Here is a 20,740-nt window from a genome sequence, read left to right on the forward strand (position 1 = left end):
AACGCTAACGGCCCGGTGGGGCGGCCGTGGACGGTGGTGTTCCGGGAGCCGGAGCGCCGGGCGCGCTTTCCGGCTTGGGGATGATGGGCTGCGAGCGTTTGAGCGGTTCGGTGGGGACGAACACCGGGGGTACTTCGCGCAGGTTGTTCTGCAGCATGTAATCGTTCATTTCCCGCCATCCCTCGAAGATCGCCGACTTCGAGGCGTTGGGGTTGAGGGCATAGCAATCTTCGAGTGAGCGTCCGGCGTGGCGGCAGGCAGCCCCGATCGCCCTGGCCTCCGCTTCGGCCTTCTTGGCGTCGTTGAGGCCGATGGCGTCATAGAAGGTGTCGCAGCCGGCGAGCAGAACCACGCTCAAGCAAAGTAGGGGCAGTAGGCGAGGCATGTAGGGCTTCCTGAAGGTGAAGGGTGTGATGCAACGAGGTTGACGGTTCCATGGAGAAAAACTTGATCTCGAGTGCCGTCTGGATTTTTCTCCACGGTGTGAGTATAATTCCATCCTCTCGGAGAGGTACCGAAGCGGTCATAACGGCGCCGACTCGAAATCGGATGGCCGGGTAAAACCGGCACGCGGGTTCGAATCCCGCCCTCTCCGCCAGGTTTCGTTGGCAATGCCGCAAGGCGTGCGGAACCGGTTTACAGCGAATGGTTTTTTTGCTACCATGCGCGCTCTTCTGCCGGGGGTATAGCTCAGTTGGTAGAGCGCTTGCATGGCATGCAAGAGGTCAGCGGTTCGACTCCGCTTACCTCCACCAGAGAAAACGGTTGTGCGGGTCCCCATCGTCTAGAGGCCTAGGACACCGCCCTTTCACGGCGGTAACCGGGGTTCGAATCCCCGTGGGGACGCCAGGTTCATGAGTGCGGAGTGGTAGTTCAGTCGGTTAGAATACCGGCCTGTCACGCCGGGGGTCGCGGGTTCGAGTCCCGTCCACTCCGCCAGGAATACCGCAGGTGCTTCGTCGGGGGTGTAGCTCAGTTGGTAGAGCGCTTGCATGGCATGCAAGAGGTCAGCGGTTCGATTCCGCTCACCTCCACCAGGGAAACGGTTTTACGGGTCCCCATCGTCTAGAGGCCTAGGACACCGCCCTTTCACGGCGGTAACCGGGGTTCGAATCCCCGTGGGGACGCCAGGTTCATGAGTGCGGAGTGGTAGTTCAGTCGGTTAGAATACCGGCCTGTCACGCCGGGGGTCGCGGGTTCGAGTCCCGTCCACTCCGCCAGTTCTTCGCAAAAAAGCGGGCTTCGTGCCCGCTTTTTTGCGTCTACGCGCACCCCGCTGCTGGGGAAACGCTGAAGAAATGAGCGAGCGGGATGAAGCGCAAGGCGCACGGAGCGCAGCGACCGAGACATATCGAGTGGATAGGCGAGGGAGCGAGCACCGCGCAACGCAGCGATTCGCCCGCGCAGCCAATTATTCAGCGTTTCCCCAAGGTCTCTTGCATGGTCACCAATGACCCTTTATGCTCTTGGGGACGGTCGGCGCAACCGCCGGGGCGGGGAATGGGAGATGGACGATGGGCGAGGGGGCGGGCAAAGCGGACTCCGGCGCGGGATTCCTGATTTTTCATGGCAACCGGGTGGAAAACCTGCGCCAGCTGGCGGTGACCTGGCTGGGACGGGAGCCGCTGCCGCCGCTCGTGCCGGAGTGTTTCCTCGTGCAGGGCAACGCCATGGCGCAGTGGCTGCGGCTCGCGCTGGCTGCGGGGGCAAACGAAGGGGGCTATGGCGTGGCGGCGGCGCTGGAGTTTTCCCTGCCCTCGACCTTCCTGTGGCGTTGTTACCGGGCCGTGTTGGGGGCGAAAGCGGTGCCGGAGCGCTCGCCCTTCGATCTGCCCTTGCTGCGTTGGCGCTTGCTGCGTTTGCTGGGATCTCTGCCGGAGGATCCGGTCTATGAGCCGCTGCGCCGTTTCCTCGCGGAAGAAACGCAAGCCGAGGAGCACGCGCCGGGCGAGGGGCTGCGGCGGCAGGTGCGCGCGGAGCGGGCGATGCGCAAGCGCGATCAGTTGGCCGGGCGCATCGCCGAGCTGTTCGACCAGTATCAGGTCTATCGTGCCGACTGGCTGCAGGCTTGGGGCGCGGGTCGGGACGTGCTGCGCGACGCGCACGGCACGGAATCGCCGCTCGAGGAGGGGCAGCGTTGGCAGGCGGCGCTGTGGCGCCTGTTGTGTGCCGACGTGGCGCGTACCGATCCAGGAGCCGAGCGCACGGCGCGCTCGAGCGTGCACTCGGCCTTTCTCGAAGCGGTCGGAACCTGGCAAGGTCCGCCCCCGCCGGGACTGCCACGGCGGCTCGTCGTCTTCGGGATTTCGAGCCTGCCGCAGCAGTGGGTGGAGGCGTTGGCGGCGCTGGGGCGCTGGATTCCGGTGCTGCTCTTCGTGCATAACCCTTGCCGTTACCATTGGGCCGACGTGGTCGATGGGCGCGAGCTATTGCGGCAGCAGGAGAAATGGCGTCGGCGCCGGCGGCGGCGTGAGGGGCAGCCGGATTTCATCCCGGAAGCGGAACTCCATCGCCATGGTCATCCCTTGCTTGCGGCCTGGGGCAAGCAGGGAAGGGATTTCATCGCCCTGCTCGACGAGTTCGACGAGGAGGCGGTGCGCCAGCGCTACGCGGGGAAGGTGGAAGGAAACGGCGGACGGCTCGACTGGTTCGAGGCGCCCGAAGCAACGAACACTTTACTGCAGCAACTGCAGGAAGACATCCTCGAATTGCGTCCCCTTGCCGAGACGCGGGAACGATGGCCGGGCGTGGATCTCGATCACGACCGTTCCCTCGTCTTTCACGTGGCGCACGGCCCGCAGCGGGAAGTGGAGGTGCTGCACGATCAGCTGCGCGCGGCTTTCGACGAGGACCCGACCCTGCGCCCCGACGAGGTGATCGTCATGGTGCCGGACATCGAGGTCTATGCGCCACACATCGAGGCGGTGTTCGGTGCGATCGAACCCGAGGATCCGCGCCACATTCCGTTTTCGCTCGCCGACCAGGGGCTGCGTGCGCGCGACCCGCTGCTGCAGGGGCTGGAGCTCCTGCTCGATCTGCCGCAGGGGCGGGCACGGGTGGGGGATGTGCTCGATCTCCTGGACGTACCGGCACTGCGCCGGCGATTCGGGATCGACGACGAGGCGCTGCCGCGTCTGCGTTCCTGGGTCGAGGGGGCGCAGATCCGCTGGGGACTGAATGGGGATCATCGGCGCGACCTGGGCTTGGGCGAGCAGGGGGGAGGGGAGTGGCTCGAGCAGAATTCCTGGCGATTCGGTCTCGAGCGCATGCTCTACGGCTATGCGGCGGGTGATGCGCCGGCCTGGAGGGGGGTCGAACCTTTCGACGAGGTCGGGGGGCTGGAGGCGGGCCTCGTCGGTCCGCTGGCGGATGTGCTCGAGGCCTTGGAGACGGCGCGTCATCAGCTACGCGAGCCGCTCACGCCCTCCGAGTGGGGCGAGCGGCTGCAGGCGCTGCTCGCACGCTTTTTTGCCGCCGGGGACGACGAGGAAACCGTCACCCTGATGCGGCTGGAGACCGCCCTGCAGGACTGGGTGGAAGCGTGCGCCGCGGCGGGGCTGGAGGAGCGTTTGCCGCTGGCGGTGGTGCGCGAACCATGGCTGGAGCGTTTGGAGGAACAGGGCCTGTCGCAGCGTTTCTTTGCCGGGCGGGTGATCTTTGCCACCCTCATGCCGATGCGGGCGATCCCGTTTCGGCACGTCTATCTGCTGGGGATGAACGACGGAGATTATCCGCGCGCGCGCGTGCCTTCCGATTTCGACCTCATGGCGGGAAATTATCGTCCGGGGGACCGCTCACGGCGCGAGGACGACCGTTATCTCTTCCTGGAAGCGCTCCTGTCGGCTCGCGAGCGCTTTTACGTTTCCTGGGTGGGGCACCGCATCACCGACAATGCGCCGCAACCGCCTTCGGTGCTGGTGGCCCAGCTGCGCGAGCACCTGGCGGCGGGCTGGACGGGGCATCGGGCGGGAAAGAAAGAGCCCGTGCAAGGGGAGGATCTGCTGGCGGCGCTCACGACCGAGCATCGGCTGCAGCCTTTCAGTCCGGCCTATTTCCCACCCGAATCGGCGCCGGGGGCGCTCTTTACCTATGCCCGCGAATGGCGTGCGCGACGTGAGGCAGAGCCCCGTGTTCCTTCCAAGCCGTTACAACCGCCCGTGCTCGAGGAGCCGCTGCGAGTGCGGGAGCTCGCGCAGTTCCTGCGCCATCCGGTACGGTCCTTCCTGCGCGATCGACTCGGCGTCTTCCTCGAACTGGACGATCCGGGCAGCGAGGAGGCCGAGCCGTTCGCGCTCGATGGTTTGACCCTGTGGAGCCTGCGCCAGGAAGTGATCGACGCGCAGCGGGTGGCCCTGCGGCAGGGACGGGACGTGGCCGCGGTGCGAAGGGCGGCGATCGGCCGCATCCGTCGGCGCGGCGTGCTGCCTGCCGGGGAGATGGGAACGCTGTGGGCGGCAGAACTCGAGGAGGGGATGGACGAGCTCTTCGCGCGCTATCAGGAAGCGCTGACGCCTTGGCCGCTGGAGCACGCAGGCGGCGAGGAGGTGCGCTTTGCCGCCGACGGTCTGGAGCTTGCCGACTGGCTGGGGGACTGGCGCGGCAACGATGAGGGCGAACGGGCGCGGGTATTGATCTCGCCGAGCGAGCTCGTGAAAGACGGCAAATACCGCCCGGATCGGCTGGCGGGCTACTGGGTACAGCATCTGGCGGCCAATGCCGGGGCCGGGCCGACGTGGACGGTGGTCTTGAGCCGCGTGGGGGACTACACTTTTGCCCCGCTTGGGGACGCGGCAGCCGAACCGCTCGCGGCGCTGCTGCGCGCCTGGGCCGAGGGCATGTGCCGGCCGCTGCCCTTTGCGTTCCAGGCGTCGCTGGCGTGGCGGAAAGCGTGGTGTAAAGCGCCGAACAAAGGCGAGGAAGAGGCGTGGGAGGCGGCGCGCAAGGCGTATGAAGGCAACGGCTGGACGGACGGCGAGCGCGACCAGGACCCCTACCTGGCGCGCGCCTGGCCGAGATTTGCCGACTTGCGCGCGAGCGGCGAGTTCGCGCACTGGGCCGAGGTGCTGCTCGGGCCTTTGCTGCAGTACGTGGAGGCCACCAAGGAAGGGAAAAAAGGAGCGCAGGCGTGACGGAAGAGGCGAAGGAGGTAGATCTGCTGGGGTTTCCTCTGTGGGGCAGCCGTCTGATCGAGGCAAGCGCCGGTACCGGCAAGACGTATACCATCGCCGCGCTCTACGTGCGCCTGGTGCTGGGGCATGGCGGAGCGGAGGCGGCGTTCCGCCGCCCTTTCACGCGTGAGGAGGGCAAGACCCGGGATAACTCAGGCGGCGGGGAGGGAAAAATGCTCTGCTGCCCGCTCACCCCGCCCGAGATCCTGGTAGTGACCTTCACCGAGGCGGCCACCAAGGAGCTGCGCGAGCGCATCCGCCGGCGTCTGAGCGAGGCGGCGCGCTGGTTCGGCCATCCGGCCGGGGAGGAAATCCCCGAATGGGTGGATGAGTTCCTGCGCGCATTGCGCGCCCAATATCCCGAACAGGATTGGCCGGGATGCGAGCGCCGGCTGCAGGCTGCGGCCGAATGGATGGACGAGGCGGCGGTCTCGACCATCCACGGCTGGTGTCACCGCATGCTGCGCGAGCACGCGTTCGACAGCGGCAGCCTCTTCAGCGAGACGCTGGAGACGGAGACGGAGGACCTGTTGCTCGAGGCGGTGCGCGATTACTGGCGGGAGTTCTTCACGCCGCTGCCGGCCGAGGCGCTGGCGCTGTTGCGCGGCTGGTTTGCTCCGGATTTCACGCCGGAAGGGATGCAACGGCGCTTGAGCCGCCTGCTGCCGCTCGCCGCGGATCTGGAAGGGGAGAGCGGGCCGGCGGAGGTGACGGCGGAAGTCCTGCGGCAATGGGGGGAGGCGAAGGCGCCGTGGGAGAAATGGGTGCCCGAGTTGCAGGCCCTCTTTGATGAGGCGCGCAATCGCAAGGAGCTCGACGGGCGGAAATTGCGCACCGATATCGTACAGAACTGGTTGGCGGCGCTGGCTCGGTGGCGCGACGACCCGTTGGCGGAGGCGCCGGATTTGTCCGATTCGGCCTGGAATCGTTTGACGCGCGCGGGTTTGGACGAGGCGTGGAAGGGCGGCGAGGCGCCGAGGCATGCGGCGATCGACGCGCTGGAAAACCTGCGCTCACGGCTCGAACGGCTGCGCGAGCAGGGCAAGGCGAGCGTCCTTGCACATGCGGCGCGCTGGGTGGCGCAGCGTTTTGCCGTGCTGCAGCGGCGGCGGGCGCAGCTGGGATTCGACGATCTGCTCACCCGTCTCGACGAGGCGCTGCGCGGACCCAACGGCGAGCGGCTCGCCGCGCGCATCCGACAGTCTTTCCCCGTGGCCTTGATCGACGAATTCCAGGACACCGACCCGGTACAGTACCGCATCTTCGAGTCGGTCTATGCGCCGCAGAAGAACGATCCTCAGACTGCACTTATCCTCATCGGCGACCCCAAGCAGGCGATCTACGCCTTTCGCGGCGCCGACATCTACACCTATCTCGAAGCGCGCTTGGCCTGCGACGGGCGGCGCTACACCCTGCGGCGCAATTTCCGTTCGACCCCGGCGATGGTGGAGGCGGTCAATCGCGTCTTTCTCAACGCGCAGGAAAAGAACGAGGCCGGTGCCTTTCTCTTCAAAATCTCGGAAGAGGAGGATCTCCTGCCTTTCCTGCCGGCAACCGCCCAGGGACTGGACGAACGGTTCGTGTGTGAGGGGCATGAGCCGCCGGCGCTCGTGGCGTGGTGGGTGGCGGAAAACGAGGATGCGAGTCAGGCGATCAAGGTGACGGCGTATCGGGAACTGGTCGCCCACGGCTGCGCCGAGGAGATCGTGCGCCTGCTGCGGCTGGGGCGGGAAGGGCGGGCAGGGTTCGTCGATCCGGCAAAAGGGACGATGCGACCGGTGAGGGCCGCCGACGTGGCGGTGCTGGTGCATACGGGCGAAGAGGCGCGGCTGATCCGCGCGGCGCTCGCGCGGCGCGGCGTGCGCAGCGTCTATCTCTCCGAGCGTAGCTCGGTGTTCGCGAGCCCCGCGGCGGCCGACCTGCAGCGCTGGCTCGAGGCCTGCGCCGAGCCGCAGAACGATGCGCGCCTGCGCTCGGCCCTGGCGAGCGCCACGCTCGGGCGGTCATGGGAAGAAATCGATGTGCTGGAGCGCGATGTCCTTGCCTGGGAAGCGGAAGTGGCACGCTTTCTCGGTTATCGCGATCTGTGGCGGCGGCAAGGGGTATTGCCCATGCTGCGCCGGTTGATGCATGACTTCGACGTGCCCGCGCGACTGCTCGCGGGGGAGACGCCCGAAGGCGACAGCGGCGAGCGGCGGCTCACCGACCTGCTGCACTTGAGCGAGCTCTTGCAGAAGATGAGCCGCGGGTTGGACGGCGAACATGCCCTCATCCGCGCCTTGGCCGAGGCGCGCCAGGACGGTGGGCAGGGCGCCGAGGAGCGGCAGCTGCGCCTGGAGAGCGACGAGGCGCTCGTCAAGGTGGTGACGGTGCACAAGGCCAAGGGATTGGAGTATCCGCTCGTCTTCCTGCCCTTCGCCTGTTCGTTCCGGCAGGTCAAGAAGGACGATCTGCCCCTCGTCTGGCACGATGAAGCGGGGCGGCGGCAGGTATCGCTCCGTGCTGACGAAACGGCGTTGGCCTGCGCCGAGCGCGAGCGTCTGGCCGAGGATCTGCGCAAGCTCTACGTGGCGCTCACCCGGGCGCGTTTCGCCACATGGATCGGCGTGGGGGCGCTGGAGAACCTGCACGCGAGCGCCATGGGCTATGCCTTGGGCGTGCGGCAGGGCGATTCCGTGCCGGAGGTGCGCCAGAAGCTGGACTCGCTCGCCGAGGGATGCGATTTCCTCGTGATCGCACCCGTGCCGGTTCCTGGCGAGGAACGCCTGCCGGCGGACGGGGAAGGAATCACCTTGGGGCCGGCGCGTACGCCGCGCCGCCGGATCTTCGCCTCGTGGGGGATCTCCAGCTACTCGGGACTGCGCAGCACGCTTGCGGCCGACCCGCAGACACCGGACGAAGCCAAGGTGCGCGAGCTCGTCCATGCGCCCCCACCGGGGCCGACGGTGCCGGCGACGGGGATCCACGCCCTGCCGCCGGGAGCGGCGACCGGCACCTTCCTCCACGGTCTGCTCGAATGGGCGGCACGCCAAGGGTTTGCCACGGTGTGCGCCGACGGCGGGATGCGGCTGCGCGACCAGGTGGCGCGGCGCTGCGCGGTGCGCGGCTGGACGGCGCACGTCGAGCTGCTCACCCACTGGCTCCTGACGGTGATGCAGGCTAATCTGCCTTTGCCGGGAGGGGGGACGTGCCAATTGGCCACGCTTTCCGACTATCTGCCAGAGATGGAATTCTGGTTCTCGGTGCCCGAGACCCGCATCGATGCGCTGGATGCCCTGGTGCAGCGGCACACCTTGAAGGGAGCGGAGCGCCCGAGGCTGACGCCGGGGCGGATCAAGGGCATGATCAAAGGGTTCATCGACCTCGTCTTTTGCTGGGAGGGGCGCCATTACGTGCTCGACTACAAGTCCAACGTCCTGGGGGCGACGGATGCCGCCTATGGGTGGGCGAACCTGGAGGCGGCCGTGCTGGAGGGGCGCTACGACCTGCAATACGCGCTCTATCTGCATGCCTTGCACCGGCATCTGCGCGTGCGCCTGCCTGGTTACGATCCGCGGCACCATCTGGGCAGCGCGGTGCTGCTCTTCCTGCGCGGCATCCACGACGAACCCGGCAAAGGCGTGTTTTGCGCGCAGGCGGAGGCAGCGCTGCTCGATGGGCTCGACGCCTTGCTCGATGGCCCCGGCGGGAGGCTGACATGAATGTGCTATCGTGTGGTTTGACCCTGATCGATTCCACGTCGTGGACACACGACGTGGAATACGAGCGAGGGAGAGGGTAAAGCATGGATTATGTCCTGACGGAACATGCCAGGGATGCGCTCGCGAGACGTAATATTCCCTTGATCTGGGTTGAACGTGCCTTGCATACGCCGGAAATGACCGAAGCCGATTCCGTCGATGCCGATCTGGAGCATCACTTGGTGCGTATTCCCGAATTTGGCAACCGGGTGTTGCGCGTGATCGTCAATGTCAAAAAAGTTCCGCCGCATGTCGTCACGGCATTCATTGATCGCAGGAGGTCATCCCGTGAAACTTAAAATCGATCGACAGGCCGACGCCCTCTATCTGACTTTGTGTGATCTGCCTGCCAGCCGGTCGGAAGAAATATTTCCCGGCATCATCGTCGATTATGATGATGAAGGCAAAATGATCGGCATTGAAATGCTCTATCTGTCGAAGCGGGTTTCGGAAGAGGACATTCGCCGGGTTTTGTTCGAGACCGTGACAGAAGGTGCCTGAGACGACGTCAAAAAAATCATTCCCAGCCCATACGAACAGTCAGCAACATGCATCGAACCCGGGGGTTGCCGCAAGCATGAGCACAGCGGATCTGCGCGACGATCTGGCCCGCTGGGTGCAGGATGGCTGGTTGCGGCCGCTCGATGCGGCCTTTGCGCGATTCCTGCAGGAAAAAGTGCCGCAGGCGTCGTCACGGGCGATCCTTGCCGCGACCCTGGCGAGCCACCAGTTGGGGCGCGGCCATGTGTGCCTCGATCTCGCCGCGCTCGCCGACGATGCGGTGTTCACCTTGGCGATCCCCTCGCGCGATGCAAACGGGCTGCCGACGCCAGCGGGGGCGGCCCAGGGGGAAGCGCTCGAATCCTGGTTCGCCGCGCTCTCCTGCCCCGAGCTGGTGGGACAGGGCGAGGAGGAAGAGGCGGCGCCGCTCGTGCGCCGGGCGCATCGCCTCTATCTGCGCCGCCAGTGGGACAACGAGCGTGCCGTGCGGCAGGGGGTTCTCGCCCGGGTACGGGAAGTCGTCCCGCTCGACCCGGAGCCGGTGCGAACCCTCCTCGAAGCGCTCTTTCCCTCCGGCGAAGGCGACGTATGGCAGCGGCTCGCCTGTGCGCTCGCGCTGCGGCGACGCTTTGCGCTGATTACCGGCGGTCCCGGCACGGGCAAGACGAGCACCGTGGTGCGCCTCATCGCCTTGCTGCAGGCGCTCGCCCTGCAGGGGAGGTTGGCGGGGCGGGGCGAGGCGCCGCTGCGCATCCGGCTCGCCGCGCCCACCGGCAAGGCGGCCGCGCGGCTGAGCGAATCGATCGGTCGTTCCCTCGAGCGGTTGCAGTGGGAGGCGTTGCCCCAAGGCGAACGGATCCGCGCCACACTGCCGCAGGAGGTGTCGACGCTGCACCGTCTGCTGGGCGCCCGGGCTGGGTCGCGACGATTCCGCCACGACGAGGCCGATCCGCTGGTGCTGGACGTGCTGGTGATCGACGAGGCCTCGATGGTCGACCTCGAGATGATGGCGGCGGTGCTGCGGGCCTTGCCTCCGGCGGCGCAGTTGGTATTGCTCGGTGACAAGGATCAGCTGGCCTCGGTCGAGGCCGGCGCCGTGCTCGGCGGTCTGTGTCGGCGTGCCGACGAAGGGCACTATACGCCCGAGACGATCGCCTGGCTGCGGGCGACCTTGGGGGAGAGCCTGCCTGCGGGATTTGCCGGGGAGACGGGCGAAGAATCCCCTTCCCCTCGTTACGTCGACTTCCAGGGCTCGGCCCTCGATCAGGCGATCGCCATGTTGCGCCAGAGCCACCGTTTCGCCGCCGAGAGCGCCATCGGCCGGCTCGCGGCGGCGGTCAATCGGGGCGATGCGGCCGCGGCGCGGGGGGTTCTGGGTGGGCCCCTCGCGGACGATCTGAACGCTCCGGGCGAAGAGGGTGGGGAAGGACGCGCCTCGATCACGCCCGGCCATCCGCGCTCCGAAGTGGCCCTTCTCGTTCCCCAAAGTCAGGAGGACGCAGCGTTGCGTCGGCTCGTGTGCGGCACGCAAAAGAATCCCGCGGGCTACGCGTTTTATTTACAAGTGCTGCATGCGCAGCGCCCGCTGCCCGAAGCGCCGCAGGCGGCGTGGGACGACTGGGCACGGGCGGTGCTCGCAGCCTACGCCGGGTTCCAGATACTGTGCGCCCTGCGCGAGGGGCCTTGGGGCGTGGGGGAGATGAATCGGCGCATCGCGCACTGGTTGCGCCGCCAAGGGTCGTTGCCGGACGAAGAAGGCTGGTACGAGGGGCGCCCGGTGTTGATGACGCGCAACGCCTACGCCTTGGGTCTGATGAACGGCGACGTGGGGGTGACGCTTGCTCTGCCTGGGGCTGAAGGGCAAGCCCCGCGGCTGATGGTGGCCTTTGCCGCCGCTGGTGGGCTGCGCTGGGTGCTGCCCGCTCGTTTGCCCGAGGTGGAGACGGTGTTCGCGCTCACGGTGCATAAGTCGCAAGGCTCGGAGTTCGGGCACGCGGTGCTGGTGTTGCCGGATACCCCCAGCCCTTTGCTCACGCGCGAGCTGATCTATACCGGTATCACCCGCGCCCGCTCGCGGTTCACTCTGGTGGATCCGTCGGGCGGGGCCATGCTGGAAGCGGCGATCGCGCGCCGCGTGCTGCGCTCGTCCGGGCTGGAAGCGCCTCTGGAATAAGCGGGAGGATTCAGGAAACGCTGAAGAAATGAGTTTCCTTCAGTCGCGGCGCTGAATCTTGATCACGATGGTGTCGGTGCCGCGTGGCGACAGCGCCAGCGACACGACCCAGGTGAGGATGCTATAGACGATGGCGCCCCAGAAGGCCGCCCAGAAATCTTCGACCACGACACCGGCCACCAGCCCCGTTCCCGCCCAAAAGAGCAGCGCATTGAGGATGAGGGTAAAGAGGCCGAGCGTGAGGATGCTCGCCGGCAGGGTGAGGATGAGGAGCACCGGCTTGATGAAGAGGTTGATGAGGCCGAGCACCAGCGCCGCCGCCAGCGCCGGCACGAAGCCGGTGATGGTGATGCCATCGACGAGCTGGGCAGTGACCATCAGCGCCACCGCGTTGAGCAGCCACTGGATGAGCATCCAGAAACTGGGCCTCATTGTCGGGCCCCCATCGCTTTGGCCCGTGCGAGGCGTTCCTGCAGTGCTTCGTCCGTGGCCGGCGTGCGGTCGGACCAATGGCCGAGGTGGTCTTCGAGGAGGGCGGCGAAGCGCTCGACCCAGAAAGGGGAATCGTTGAGGCAGGGGACGTAGTGGAATTGTTTGCCGCCGGCCTCGAGAAAGGCGGTGCGGCATTCCATGCCGATCTCTTCCAGCGTCTCGAGGCAATCGGTGGCAAAACCGGGGCAGAGGACGTCGACGCGCGCCACCCCTTCGCGGGCGAGCCGCTCCAGGGTGGGCTGGGTATAGGGTTCGAGCCAGCGGGCACGGCCGAAACGCGACTGGAAAGTGACGAGCCATTGGTCGGGGGCGAGCCCAAGCCGCTCGGCCAAGAGCCGTGCCGTCTTGTGGCATTCGCAGTGGTAGGGATCGCCCAGTTCCAGCGTGCGTCGCGGCATGCCGTGGAAACTGAGCAGCAGTTTGTCGGGGCGGCCATGCTGCGCCCAGTGGGATTCCAGCGTCTGCGCGATCGCCTCGATGTAGCGGGGGTCGTCGTGCCAGTGGCGCACGAGCCGCAGCTCGGGCACGTCGCGCCATCTCATGAGCTCGGCGGCCACGGCGTCGAACACGGAAGCCGTGGTGCTGGCGCAATACTGGGGGTAGAGCGGTACCACGAGCAGGCGTCGCAGACCTTCTTCTTTCATGCGGGCGAGCACTTTGGCCACGCTCGGTTCGCCATAGCGCATGGCCCAGCGCACGAGCGGTTCGCGCCCGCGCTCGGTCCAATGGGATTCCAGCGCGTGCGTGAGCCGCTCGGTATAGACTTCGAGCGGCGAGCCTTCGTCGAGCCAGATGCTGGCGTATTTTTGTGCGTTCGCCTTGGGACGGCGCGGCAGGATGAAGAGGTGCAGGATGATTTGCCACAGCCAGCGCGGCAGCTCGATGACGCGCGGATCGGAGAGGAATTCGCGCAGGAAGGGGCGGATGGCCTCCGGCGTGGGGGCGGCGGGGGTGCCGAGATTGACGAGCAGCACGCCGGTGCGTTGCGGCCGGTCGTGGCGAAAGGGGGGCTCGGGGGCGTAGCGGGGCATGCGGGTTCCTTCAGCGTTCTTCGGCGGTGGTGGCGAGCGCCTGCGACAGGCGCTGCGCCGTGAGCTCGACGATGGGAATCACGCGGTCGTAGGCCATGCGGTTGGGCCCGATCACGCCGATCGAGCCGAGCATGCGTCCGTCGAAGGTATAGTTGGCGGTGATCACCGAGCACCCTTCGAGTTCTTCCAGCCCGGATTCGGCACCGATGAAGATCTGCACGCCTCGGGCGCGCTGGGCGAGCTCGAGGAGCTGCAACAGGGCCGTGCGCTCCTCGAACAGGCGGAAGAGTTCGCGCAGGTGCTGCATGTTGGTGGTGAAATCGTCGACTTCGAGCAGGTTCGTTTCACCGGCTACCAGGCAGTCTTCGTCTTCATGAGCGAGCGCGCTCGGCGAGAGCGCCAGCGTCATGAGTTCGGAGACGTGGTCTTGCAGCTTGGCCAGTTCGTCACGCAAGCGGGTGCGGATCTCGTCGAGCGTGTGGCCGGCGAAGCGGCTGCTCAGGAAGTTGCTCGCCTGCTCGAGCTCGCTCGCGCTGAAGGGGCGGGGCGTCTGCAGCAGGCGGTTTTGCACATCACCGCTCTGGGTGACGACGATGAGCAGCACTCGGTTGCCGCTCAAGGGGACGAATTCGATCTGGCGCACGCGTTCTTGATCGCGCGGCGGGACGATGACGACGCCGGCGAAGTGGGTGAGCTCCGAGAGCAGTTCGGAGGCTTTCCTGAGGAGCTTTTGCGGCTGGTCGGGCTGGAGGTTGGCCTCGATCTCGGCGCGGGTTTCTTCTTCGAGCGGTGCGACGGTGAGCAGCGCGTCGATGAAGAAGCGGTATCCCTTGGCCGTGGGCACGCGACCGGCGGAGGCGTGCGGGCTATAGACGAGCCCGAGTTCGTCGAGGTCGCTCATCACGTTGCGCACCGTGGCCGGGGACAGGTCGAGGCCGCTCGCGCGCGACAGGGTGCGCGAACCGATCGGTTGCCCTTCGGCGATGTAGCGTTCGATCAGCGTCTTGAGCAGGATGCGGCTGCGCGGGTCGAGCATCATCGTTCTTCCCTCCGGAAGGGTGCCGCGCGACGGCGCCGATCGTGGCCGAGTTGTGGAATAATCCGGGGCATGGCGAATCCATTTACCTCCATCGGTTTGATCGGCAAGCACCAATCGGCGGAAGTCGCCGCGGCTCTGGTCGAGACGGCGCGGTTTCTGCACGAACGAGGTTATCACGTTTTGATCGAGGCGGAGACGGCGAGTTCGCTCGGCAATTGTGCTCCTTTCCCGGAACTGCCCTACGCGCGCCTGGGCACGCAGATCGACCTGGCGGTGATCGTCGGCGGTGACGGCACGATGTTGAACGCCGCACGTCATCTCGTCCATCACGACGTGCCGCTCGTGGGCATCAACCAGGGGCGGGTCGGGTTCCTCACCGACATCCCACGCGACGAGGCGCTGGAACGGCTCTCCGAGATCCTCGCGGGCGATTATCAAGAAGAAGTGCGCTCCATGCTCCTCGGGCAGCTGCTGCGCGGCGACAAGGTGCTCACGTCGAGCCACGCGCTCAACGACATCGTGCTCAACAAGGGCGATTTGGGACGGATGATCGAATTCCGGCTCACCGTAGACGGGGCCTATGTCTATACCCAACGCTCCGACGGGATGATCGTCGCCACGCCCACCGGGTCGACCGCTTATGCGCTCTCGGCCAATGGCCCCATCCTGCATCCGGGAGTGGATGGCATCGCCCTGGTACCGCTGTGTCCGCACGCGCTGACGGCGCGGCCGGTCACCTTGCCCGATCGGTGCACCATCGAGATCGAGCTCCTGCCGGGTCATATGGCCGACGTGCATTTCGACGGGCAGGGGCGCATCGAAATGCTGCCGGGCGACGTGCTGCGCATCCAGCGGGCACAGCGCGGCGTGCGGCTGCTGCATCCGCGGCAATACTGCTATTTCGCCATGCTGCGCGAGAAACTGCACTGGAGCGCGCTGCCTCGCGGTTGAGGCGCAAGGGGGAGAAAGTGCTCGTTCGCCTGACCATCCGCGATTTCGTGCTGGTGCGCGAACTGGAACTCGGCCTGGCGCCGGGATTCGGCGTGCTCACCGGCGAGACCGGCGCGGGCAAGTCGATCCTGCTCGATGCGCTCGACCTTCTACTCGGCGGGCGCGCGAGCGCCGAGGTGATCCGTCAGGGGGCCGAACGCGCCGAGGTGACGCTCGAATGCACCCTGCCGCCAGCGGCGGAGGCGCGCGCCTGGCTCGAGGCGCACGGCATCGAGGTCGAGGGCGATACGCTCCTCTTGCGCCGCAACATCGAGCGCTCGGGCCGTTCGCGCGCCTGGATCGAGGCCGTGCCGGTGCCGGCCACGGCGCTGCGCGAGTTCGGCGCATGGATCGCCGACATCCACGGACAGCACGCCCACCATGCGTTGCTCGAGAGCGCGGTGCAGCGACGCATGCTCGACCGGCTCGCCGGGGCCGAGGCGCTCGCCGAGGACGTGCGACAGCGTTTCGCCGCCTGGGAGTCGGCGCGCGAACGGCTCGCCCGGGCGCGCGAGCGCCAGGAGAGCCTGGGCGAGGAGCGCGAGCGGCTGCTGTGGCAGCTGCAGGAGTGGGAACGGCTCGCGCTGCGCCCCGGCGAATGGGAAGAGGTGCAACAGGAACATCGTCGGCTCGCGCACGCGGCGCAGCTGCTGCAGCAGGTGGCGCAGGCGGCGGCGCTCCTCAGCGAGGAAGAGCCTTCGGCGCAGGCGCTGCTCGGGCAGGCCGAACGCGCGCTCGCCGGCAGCCTCGAGTTCGACGCCAAGCTGGCCGAGGCCGTGCAACTGGTGAGCGAGGCGCGCATCGGGGTACAGGAGGCCGCCGCTGGCCTGCGGCGCTATCTCGACGCCTTCGAGCTCGATCCGGCGCGGCTCGCCGAACTCGAGCGGCGGCTCGCTGCCATCGATGAATTCGCCCGCCGCTACCGCGTGCCGCCGGAAGAGCTCTTCACGCTCGCCGAGCGCTGGCGCGAGCGCCTCTCCGCCTTGGAAGAGAGCGCCGACCTCGGGCGGCTCGAAGCCGAGGTGCGCGCGGCCGAGTCGGCCTACTTCGAGTCCGCCCGCGCGCTCGGCGAACGCCGGCGCGAAACGGCCGAATGGCTCTCGGCTGAAGTCAGCGCGGCGATGCAGGAGCTGGCGATGAAAGGCGGGCGCTTCGCAGCGGCGCTCATTGCCGGCGAGCCGGCGGCCACGGGCTTGGAGCGGGTGGAATTTCGCGTCGCCGCCAACCCGAGCCAGACGCTCGCTCCGCTCGCGCGTGTGGCCTCTGGAGGGGAACTCTCGCGCATCGGCCTGGCGATCCAGGTCATCGCCAGCCGCGCGAGCGATACGCCCACGCTCATCTTCGACGAAGTCGACGTCGGCATCGGCGGGGCGGTGGCCGAGATCGTCGGCCGCTCGCTCTGGCAGCTCGGTCGCGACCGGCAGGTGCTGGCGGTGACGCACCTGCCGCAAGTCGCCGCCTGGGCCGACTGGCAGCTGCGCGTATGGAAAGAAGAAGAGGGCGGCGCCGTGCGTACCCGAGTCGAAGCGCTCGATGCTGCCGCCCGCGTCGAGGAGATCGCCCGCATGCTGGGCGGGCTGGAAATCACCGATACGACCCGCGAACACGCGCGGGAGCTGCTGGGGCGTCGGGGGATGGGTCAGGTCGAACCTCCCCACTCTGGATGACGACGCAAGCCCGTTCGATTTCCTGGCGAAACGGCTCGGGCAAGCGCGCCCAGTCTTGCACGTCGACCGAGATCGGAAGGTTGCTGTCGATGAAGGCACGGCGCAGCGCCGGGATCGCCGGGCAGGGGCGTTGCGGGTCGAGCGGGTCGCGCACGACCAGATCGAGGTCGCTCGCCGCGTGCGCTTCACCTTTTACCCGGCTGCCATAAGCCAGGACCTCGTGGCCGGGCACGTGGCGGCGCAAAAGGGTGCGTACTTCGTCCAGGTAGCGGACGGGCAGGTCGAGGGACAGGGGAGCGGTCATGGGGTGTCTGTAGTCTGCAGTCACGTCTTTTCGTACCTCACCAACGCCACCGCGGCCATCGCGGCGAATCCCGCCCCTGCGAGGAAAGCCGCGGCGGCGCCCCAGGTGCTCCATAGCCAACCGGCGAGCGCGCTCGCGGCCAAGAGCGCGAGGCCCGTCAGCAGGTTGAATCCGCCGAAGGCCGTGCCGCGCAGCTCGGCCGGGGCGGCGTGCGCGATCATCTTGGCGAAGATGCCTTGGGTGGCGGCAAGATGGGCGCCCCACAGGAGGGCGGCGAGGAAGACCACGATCGGACCGCTTGCCAAGGCGAGCATCAGGTCGGCCAGGATGAGGGCAGCGATGCCGGCAAGCAGCAAGCGCCGCGGTCCGAGGCGGTCGGCGGCGGCGCCGGCCGGATAGGCGAGCACGGCGTAGGCGAGATTCATCGCGATCATCACGAGGGGTACTGCACCCACGGCGAGCCCCACGTCGTGTGCCCGCAGCAGCAGGAAGGCTTCGCTGTAGCGCGCCAGCGTGAAGATCACACCCAAGCCCACCACCGTCCAGTAGGCACGGGGCAGATGCCAGAGGTGGCGCCAGGAGAAAGGCTCGCGTTCCGTACTGGCGGCGGAGTGCCGGGGTTCGGGAACGAAGCGCACCAGGATCACGACTGACAGAATCGCGGGGATCACGGCGAGCCAGAACACCAGCCGGAGGTCGCCGGCAAACCATGCCATGAGGGCGAAAGCGAGGAGCGGCCCGACGAAGGCGCCCACCGAATCGAGCGCCTGGCGCAGGCCGTAGGCGGCACCGCGCAGATCGTCGGGCGTGACGTCGGCGATCAGCGCATCGCGCGGCGCTTCCCGTATTCCTTTGCCGAAACGATCGAGCAGGCGCGCCGCGAGCACCCAGGAGACCGAGGCGGCGAGCGCGAAGAGCGGCTTGGTGAGCGCCGAGAGCGCATAACCGGTCACGACGACCGCTTTGCGCCGCCGGAGAAAGTCGGAGATCGCCCCGGAGAAGACCTTGGTGACGGCCACCGTGGCCTCCGCCAGCCCCTCGATCACTCCGATCGTCGTCATCGAGGCGCCGAGCACCGTCGAAAGAAAGAGCGGCAGCAGGCTGTGGACCATCTCCGAGGAGATATCCATGAAGAGTGAAGTGAGCGCCAGGCCCCAGATGCTCGCAGGCAAGGCGCGCAGGCCACGGCGGGGAGGTGGGTTGGGCATGGTCGAAGGTATCAGGTTTTTTGGTGATGATAGAGGAGAAAACGTTCGATTCACATACGGAGCGTTCGATTTCCGAACGACCTTGGAAGAGCTCGTGATGTTGTGATGCAAAAAATAAATGAATCAATCAGATTTTTTTGGGTGAATTCGCTGTTGCGGCGCATCAAGTCGAACATGGCACGAGGCTTGCTCCTTGGTAGATGGGCGTTCATCCACGAACGTCGTTCGTCAAACGAGGAGGAGACACATATGGAGACCGGACAGCAGACCTCTCGAGCCGGGGGGCAGACTTCCAAAGTCCAGGTACTGGGAATCGACGCCGGCGGCACGATGACCGACACCTTTTTCGTCCGCGAGGATGGCCGCTTCGTCGTCGGCAAGGCGCAGAGCAATCCCGAAGACGAGTCGCTCGCCATCTACAACTCGTCGCAGGATGCGCTCGCGCACTGGAACCGCACCGTCGATGACGTCTATCCCGAACTCGTCACGGGCGTGTATTCGGGTACGGCGATGCTCAACCGCGTCGTACAGCGCAAGGGGCTGGAAGTCGGGCTCATCTGCAACAAGGGTTTCGAGCACGTGCATTCGATGGGCCGGGCGATCCAATCCTACCTCGGCTACGCGCTGGAGGAGCGGATCCACCTCAATACCCACCGCTACGACGAACCCCTCGTGCCGCTGTCGCGCACTCGGGGGGTGACCGAACGCACCGACGTACAAGGCGAGATCGTCGTGCCCCTGCGCGAGAACGAGGTCCGCCAAGCCGTGCGGGAACTGGTCGACGCCGGCTCCAAAGCCATCGTCATCTCGCTGCTGCAATCGCACAAGAATCCGACCAACGAGCGTCGTGCCCGCGACGTCTGCCTCGAAGAACTCGACAAGCTCGGCGTGAAAATCCCCGTCTTCGCCTCGGTCGATTACTACCCCTCGCGCAAGGAGAGCCACCGTACCAACACCACCGTGCTCGAGGCGTATGCCGCCGAACCTTCGCGGCAGACTCTGAAGAAAGTCAATGACCGCTTCAAGAAGCATGGCGCCAAGTTCGACCTGCGCGTGATGGCCACCCACGGCGGCACCATCAGCTGGAAGGCGAAGGAACTGGCGCGCACCATCGTCTCCGGGCCGATCGGCGGGGTGATCGGTTCGAAACTGCTCGGCGAGAAACTGGGCTACGACAACATCGCCTGCAGCGACATCGGCGGCACCAGTTTCGACATGGCGCTCATCACCAAGGGTAACTTCGCCATCGCCTCCGACCCGGACATGGCGCGGCTCGTGCTCTCGCTGCCGCTCGTGTCGATGGATTCGGTCGGGGCCGGAGCGGGTTCCTTCGTGCGCATCGACCCCTATAGCGGCGGCATCAAGCTAGGGCCCGACAGCGCCGGTTACCGAGTGGGGACCTGCTGGCCGGAGAGCGGGCTCGATACCGTCACCGTGTCTGACTGTCACGTCGTGCTGGGGTATCTCAACCCGAACAACTTCCTCGGCGGGGCGATCAAGCTCGACGTGGAGCGTGCGCGCCAGCATCTCAAGGCGCAGATCGCCGACCCGCTCGGCCTGAGCGTGGAAGACGCCGCCGCCGGCGTCATCGAATTGCTCGACCTGCACTTGCGCGACTACCTGCGGGCAACCATCAGCGGCAAGGGCTACAGCGCCACCGACTTCGTCTGCTTCTCCTACGGCGGCGCCGGCCCGGTGCACACCTATGGCTATACGCAGGGAGCGGGATTCCGCGACGTCATCATCCCGGCCTGGGCGGCAGGATTCTCCGCCTTCGGTTGTGCCTGCGCCGACTTCGAATACCGCTACGACAAGAGCGTCGACCTGGCCTTGCCCCAGCATGCGAGCGACACCGACAAGGTGGCCGCCTGTGCCGTGCTGATGGACGCCTGGCAGGAACTCGCCGCCAAGGTGGTCGAGGAATTCGTCATCAACGGATTCAAGCCCGAGGACGTGATGCTGCGCCCCGGCTACCGCATGCAGTACATGGGTCAGCTCAACGACCTCGAGATCGAGTCGCCGGTGGCCCAGGCTCGCACCGAACAGGACTGGGACAAGATGGTGGAGGCGTTCGAGAACACCTATGGGCGGGTGTATTCCCATTCGGCCCGTTCGCCCGAACTCGGTTTCTCGGTCACCGGCGCCATCATGCGCGGCTACGTGGCGACGCAAAAACCGGTACTTCCCGAAGATCCCGATGGCGGCCCGAATCCGGCGGCGGAAGCGAAACTCGGTACGCGCCCATTCTATCGCCACCACAAGTGGGTCGAAGCGACGATCTGGAAGATGGAGGCGCTCAAACCGGGCAACCGTATCACGGGGCCGGCCATCATCGAGTCGGATGCCACCACCCTGGTCGTTCCCACCGGGTTCGAAGTGCGGCTCGACAAGCATCGCCTGTTCCATCTGAAAGAAATCTGAGGAGGA

At 66.7% G+C, this 20,740-nt stretch carries 14 protein-coding genes and 7 tRNA genes; 15 read left to right on the forward strand and 6 right to left on the reverse strand.

Going from position 1 to position 20,740, the window contains the following annotated elements:
- Positions 1-4: 4 nt before the first annotated feature.
- Positions 5-385 (reverse strand): hypothetical protein, encoded by a 381-nt coding sequence (locus EPD80_RS09155; protein WP_142811250.1) that lies wholly within the window; start codon positions 383-385, stop codon positions 5-7.
- Between the two features lie 120 nt (positions 386-505).
- Here EPD80_RS09155 and EPD80_RS09160 point away from each other — a divergent pair.
- The 12 genes from EPD80_RS09160 (at position 506) to recD (ending at position 11,582) form a co-directional block, all read left to right on the forward strand.
- A tRNA-Ser gene (locus EPD80_RS09160) sits at positions 506-598 on the forward strand.
- A gap of 81 nt (positions 599-679) precedes the next feature.
- Positions 680-755, forward strand: a tRNA-Ala gene (locus EPD80_RS09165).
- Positions 756-773: 18 nt separating this feature from the next.
- Positions 774-849: transfer RNA gene (locus tag EPD80_RS09170), tRNA-Glu, on the forward strand.
- 13 nt (positions 850-862) lie between these two features.
- A tRNA-Asp gene (locus tag EPD80_RS09175) sits at positions 863-939 on the forward strand.
- Between the two features lie 22 nt (positions 940-961).
- A tRNA-Ala gene (locus EPD80_RS09180) sits at positions 962-1,037 on the forward strand.
- Between the two features lie 17 nt (positions 1,038-1,054).
- A tRNA-Glu gene (locus tag EPD80_RS09185) sits at positions 1,055-1,130 on the forward strand.
- A gap of 13 nt (positions 1,131-1,143) precedes the next feature.
- Positions 1,144-1,220, forward strand: a tRNA-Asp gene (locus EPD80_RS09190).
- Between the two features lie 294 nt (positions 1,221-1,514).
- Positions 1,515-5,129: an exodeoxyribonuclease V subunit gamma gene (recC, locus tag EPD80_RS09195; protein WP_142811252.1), complete on the forward strand. Its 3,615-nt coding sequence runs from the start codon at positions 1,515-1,517 to the stop codon at positions 5,127-5,129.
- Positions 5,126-8,869 (forward strand): exodeoxyribonuclease V subunit beta, encoded by a 3,744-nt coding sequence (gene recB, locus EPD80_RS09200; RefSeq protein ID WP_142811254.1) that lies wholly within the window; start codon positions 5,126-5,128, stop codon positions 8,867-8,869. The genes recC and recB overlap by 4 nt, the downstream gene beginning before the upstream one ends.
- Positions 8,870-8,952: 83 nt before the next feature.
- Positions 8,953-9,207, forward strand: a complete 255-nt coding sequence (locus EPD80_RS09205) for a DUF4258 domain-containing protein (RefSeq protein ID WP_142811256.1) — start codon at positions 8,953-8,955, stop codon at positions 9,205-9,207.
- Positions 9,197-9,409, forward strand: coding sequence for a DUF2283 domain-containing protein (locus EPD80_RS09210; protein WP_142811258.1), 213 nt, complete (start codon positions 9,197-9,199; stop codon positions 9,407-9,409). The genes EPD80_RS09205 and EPD80_RS09210 overlap by 11 nt, the downstream gene beginning before the upstream one ends.
- A 76-nt stretch (positions 9,410-9,485) precedes the next feature.
- A complete protein-coding gene (gene recD / locus EPD80_RS09215; protein ID WP_142811260.1) occupies positions 9,486-11,582 on the forward strand; it encodes an exodeoxyribonuclease V subunit alpha in 2,097 nt (698 codons plus the stop codon).
- 39 nt (positions 11,583-11,621) lie between these two features.
- Here recD and EPD80_RS09220 read toward each other — a convergent pair whose 3' ends face one another.
- From EPD80_RS09220 to hrcA, 3 genes are read right to left on the reverse strand one after another with little or no spacing between them, the layout of a single operon-like run.
- Positions 11,622-12,014 carry a phage holin family protein gene (locus tag EPD80_RS09220; protein WP_142811262.1) on the reverse strand — a complete coding sequence of 131 codons (393 nt, stop codon included), beginning with the start codon at positions 12,012-12,014 and terminating at the stop codon, positions 11,622-11,624.
- Positions 12,011-13,105: a ferrochelatase gene (gene hemH, locus EPD80_RS09225; protein WP_142811264.1), complete on the reverse strand. Its 1,095-nt coding sequence runs from the start codon at positions 13,103-13,105 to the stop codon at positions 12,011-12,013. Before hemH ends, EPD80_RS09220 begins: the two co-directional genes overlap by 4 nt.
- A gap of 10 nt (positions 13,106-13,115) precedes the next feature.
- Entirely contained in the window at positions 13,116-14,141 is a 1,026-nt protein-coding gene (hrcA, locus tag EPD80_RS09230; RefSeq protein WP_142811304.1) for a heat-inducible transcriptional repressor HrcA, read from the reverse strand.
- A gap of 72 nt (positions 14,142-14,213) precedes the next feature.
- On the opposite strand from hrcA, the gene EPD80_RS09235 reads away from it, so the two are divergent.
- Complete coding sequence (locus EPD80_RS09235; RefSeq protein WP_142811266.1) at positions 14,214-15,095, forward strand: NAD(+)/NADH kinase; 882 nt, start codon at positions 14,214-14,216, stop codon at positions 15,093-15,095.
- Positions 15,096-15,112: 17 nt separating this feature from the next.
- Complete coding sequence (gene recN, locus EPD80_RS09240) at positions 15,113-16,801, forward strand: DNA repair protein RecN (protein WP_142811268.1); 1,689 nt, start codon at positions 15,113-15,115, stop codon at positions 16,799-16,801.
- On the opposite strand, the gene EPD80_RS09245 is transcribed toward recN, so the two are convergent.
- Positions 16,719-17,129, reverse strand: coding sequence for a nucleotidyltransferase family protein (locus EPD80_RS09245; protein WP_221928933.1), 411 nt, complete (start codon positions 17,127-17,129; stop codon positions 16,719-16,721). The genes recN and EPD80_RS09245 overlap by 83 nt on opposite strands.
- The gene (locus EPD80_RS09250; protein WP_142811270.1) at positions 17,126-18,313 is read right to left on the reverse strand and encodes an MFS transporter; all 1,188 of its coding nucleotides are present in this window, start codon (positions 18,311-18,313) and stop codon (positions 17,126-17,128) included. The genes EPD80_RS09245 and EPD80_RS09250 overlap by 4 nt, the downstream gene beginning before the upstream one ends.
- 249 nt (positions 18,314-18,562) lie before the next feature.
- On the opposite strand from EPD80_RS09250, the gene EPD80_RS09255 reads away from it, so the two are divergent.
- Complete coding sequence (locus tag EPD80_RS09255; protein WP_142811272.1) at positions 18,563-20,734, forward strand: hydantoinase/oxoprolinase family protein; 2,172 nt, start codon at positions 18,563-18,565, stop codon at positions 20,732-20,734.
- Positions 20,735-20,740: the final 6 nt, after the last annotated feature.

The sequence above is a fragment of the Tepidiphilus olei genome (assembly GCF_006980705.1).
GTDB classification, from domain to species: Bacteria; Pseudomonadota; Gammaproteobacteria; order Burkholderiales; family Rhodocyclaceae; genus Tepidiphilus; species Tepidiphilus olei.

Excerpts from the sequence above, each read along its gene's own strand:
- recD (WP_142811260.1), top strand. The coding sequence starts at position 9,486 with ATGAGCACAGCGGATCTGCGCGACGATCTGGCCCGCTGGGTGCAGGAT.
- hemH (WP_142811264.1), bottom strand. The coding sequence starts at position 13,105 with ATGCCCCGCTACGCCCCCGAGCCCCCCTTTCGCCACGACCGGCCGCAA.
- EPD80_RS09235 (WP_142811266.1), top strand. The coding sequence starts at position 14,214 with ATGGCGAATCCATTTACCTCCATCGGTTTGATCGGCAAGCACCAATCG.
- recC (WP_142811252.1), top strand. The coding sequence starts at position 1,515 with ATGGGCGAGGGGGCGGGCAAAGCGGACTCCGGCGCGGGATTCCTGATT.
- EPD80_RS09250 (WP_142811270.1), bottom strand. The coding sequence starts at position 18,313 with ATGCCCAACCCACCTCCCCGCCGTGGCCTGCGCGCCTTGCCTGCGAGC.
- EPD80_RS09255 (WP_142811272.1), top strand. The coding sequence starts at position 18,563 with ATGGAGACCGGACAGCAGACCTCTCGAGCCGGGGGGCAGACTTCCAAA.
- hrcA (WP_142811304.1), bottom strand. The coding sequence starts at position 14,141 with ATGCTCGACCCGCGCAGCCGCATCCTGCTCAAGACGCTGATCGAACGC.
- EPD80_RS09155 (WP_142811250.1), bottom strand. The coding sequence starts at position 385 with ATGCCTCGCCTACTGCCCCTACTTTGCTTGAGCGTGGTTCTGCTCGCC.
- EPD80_RS09205 (WP_142811256.1), top strand. The coding sequence starts at position 8,953 with ATGGATTATGTCCTGACGGAACATGCCAGGGATGCGCTCGCGAGACGT.
- EPD80_RS09220 (WP_142811262.1), bottom strand. The coding sequence starts at position 12,014 with ATGAGGCCCAGTTTCTGGATGCTCATCCAGTGGCTGCTCAACGCGGTG.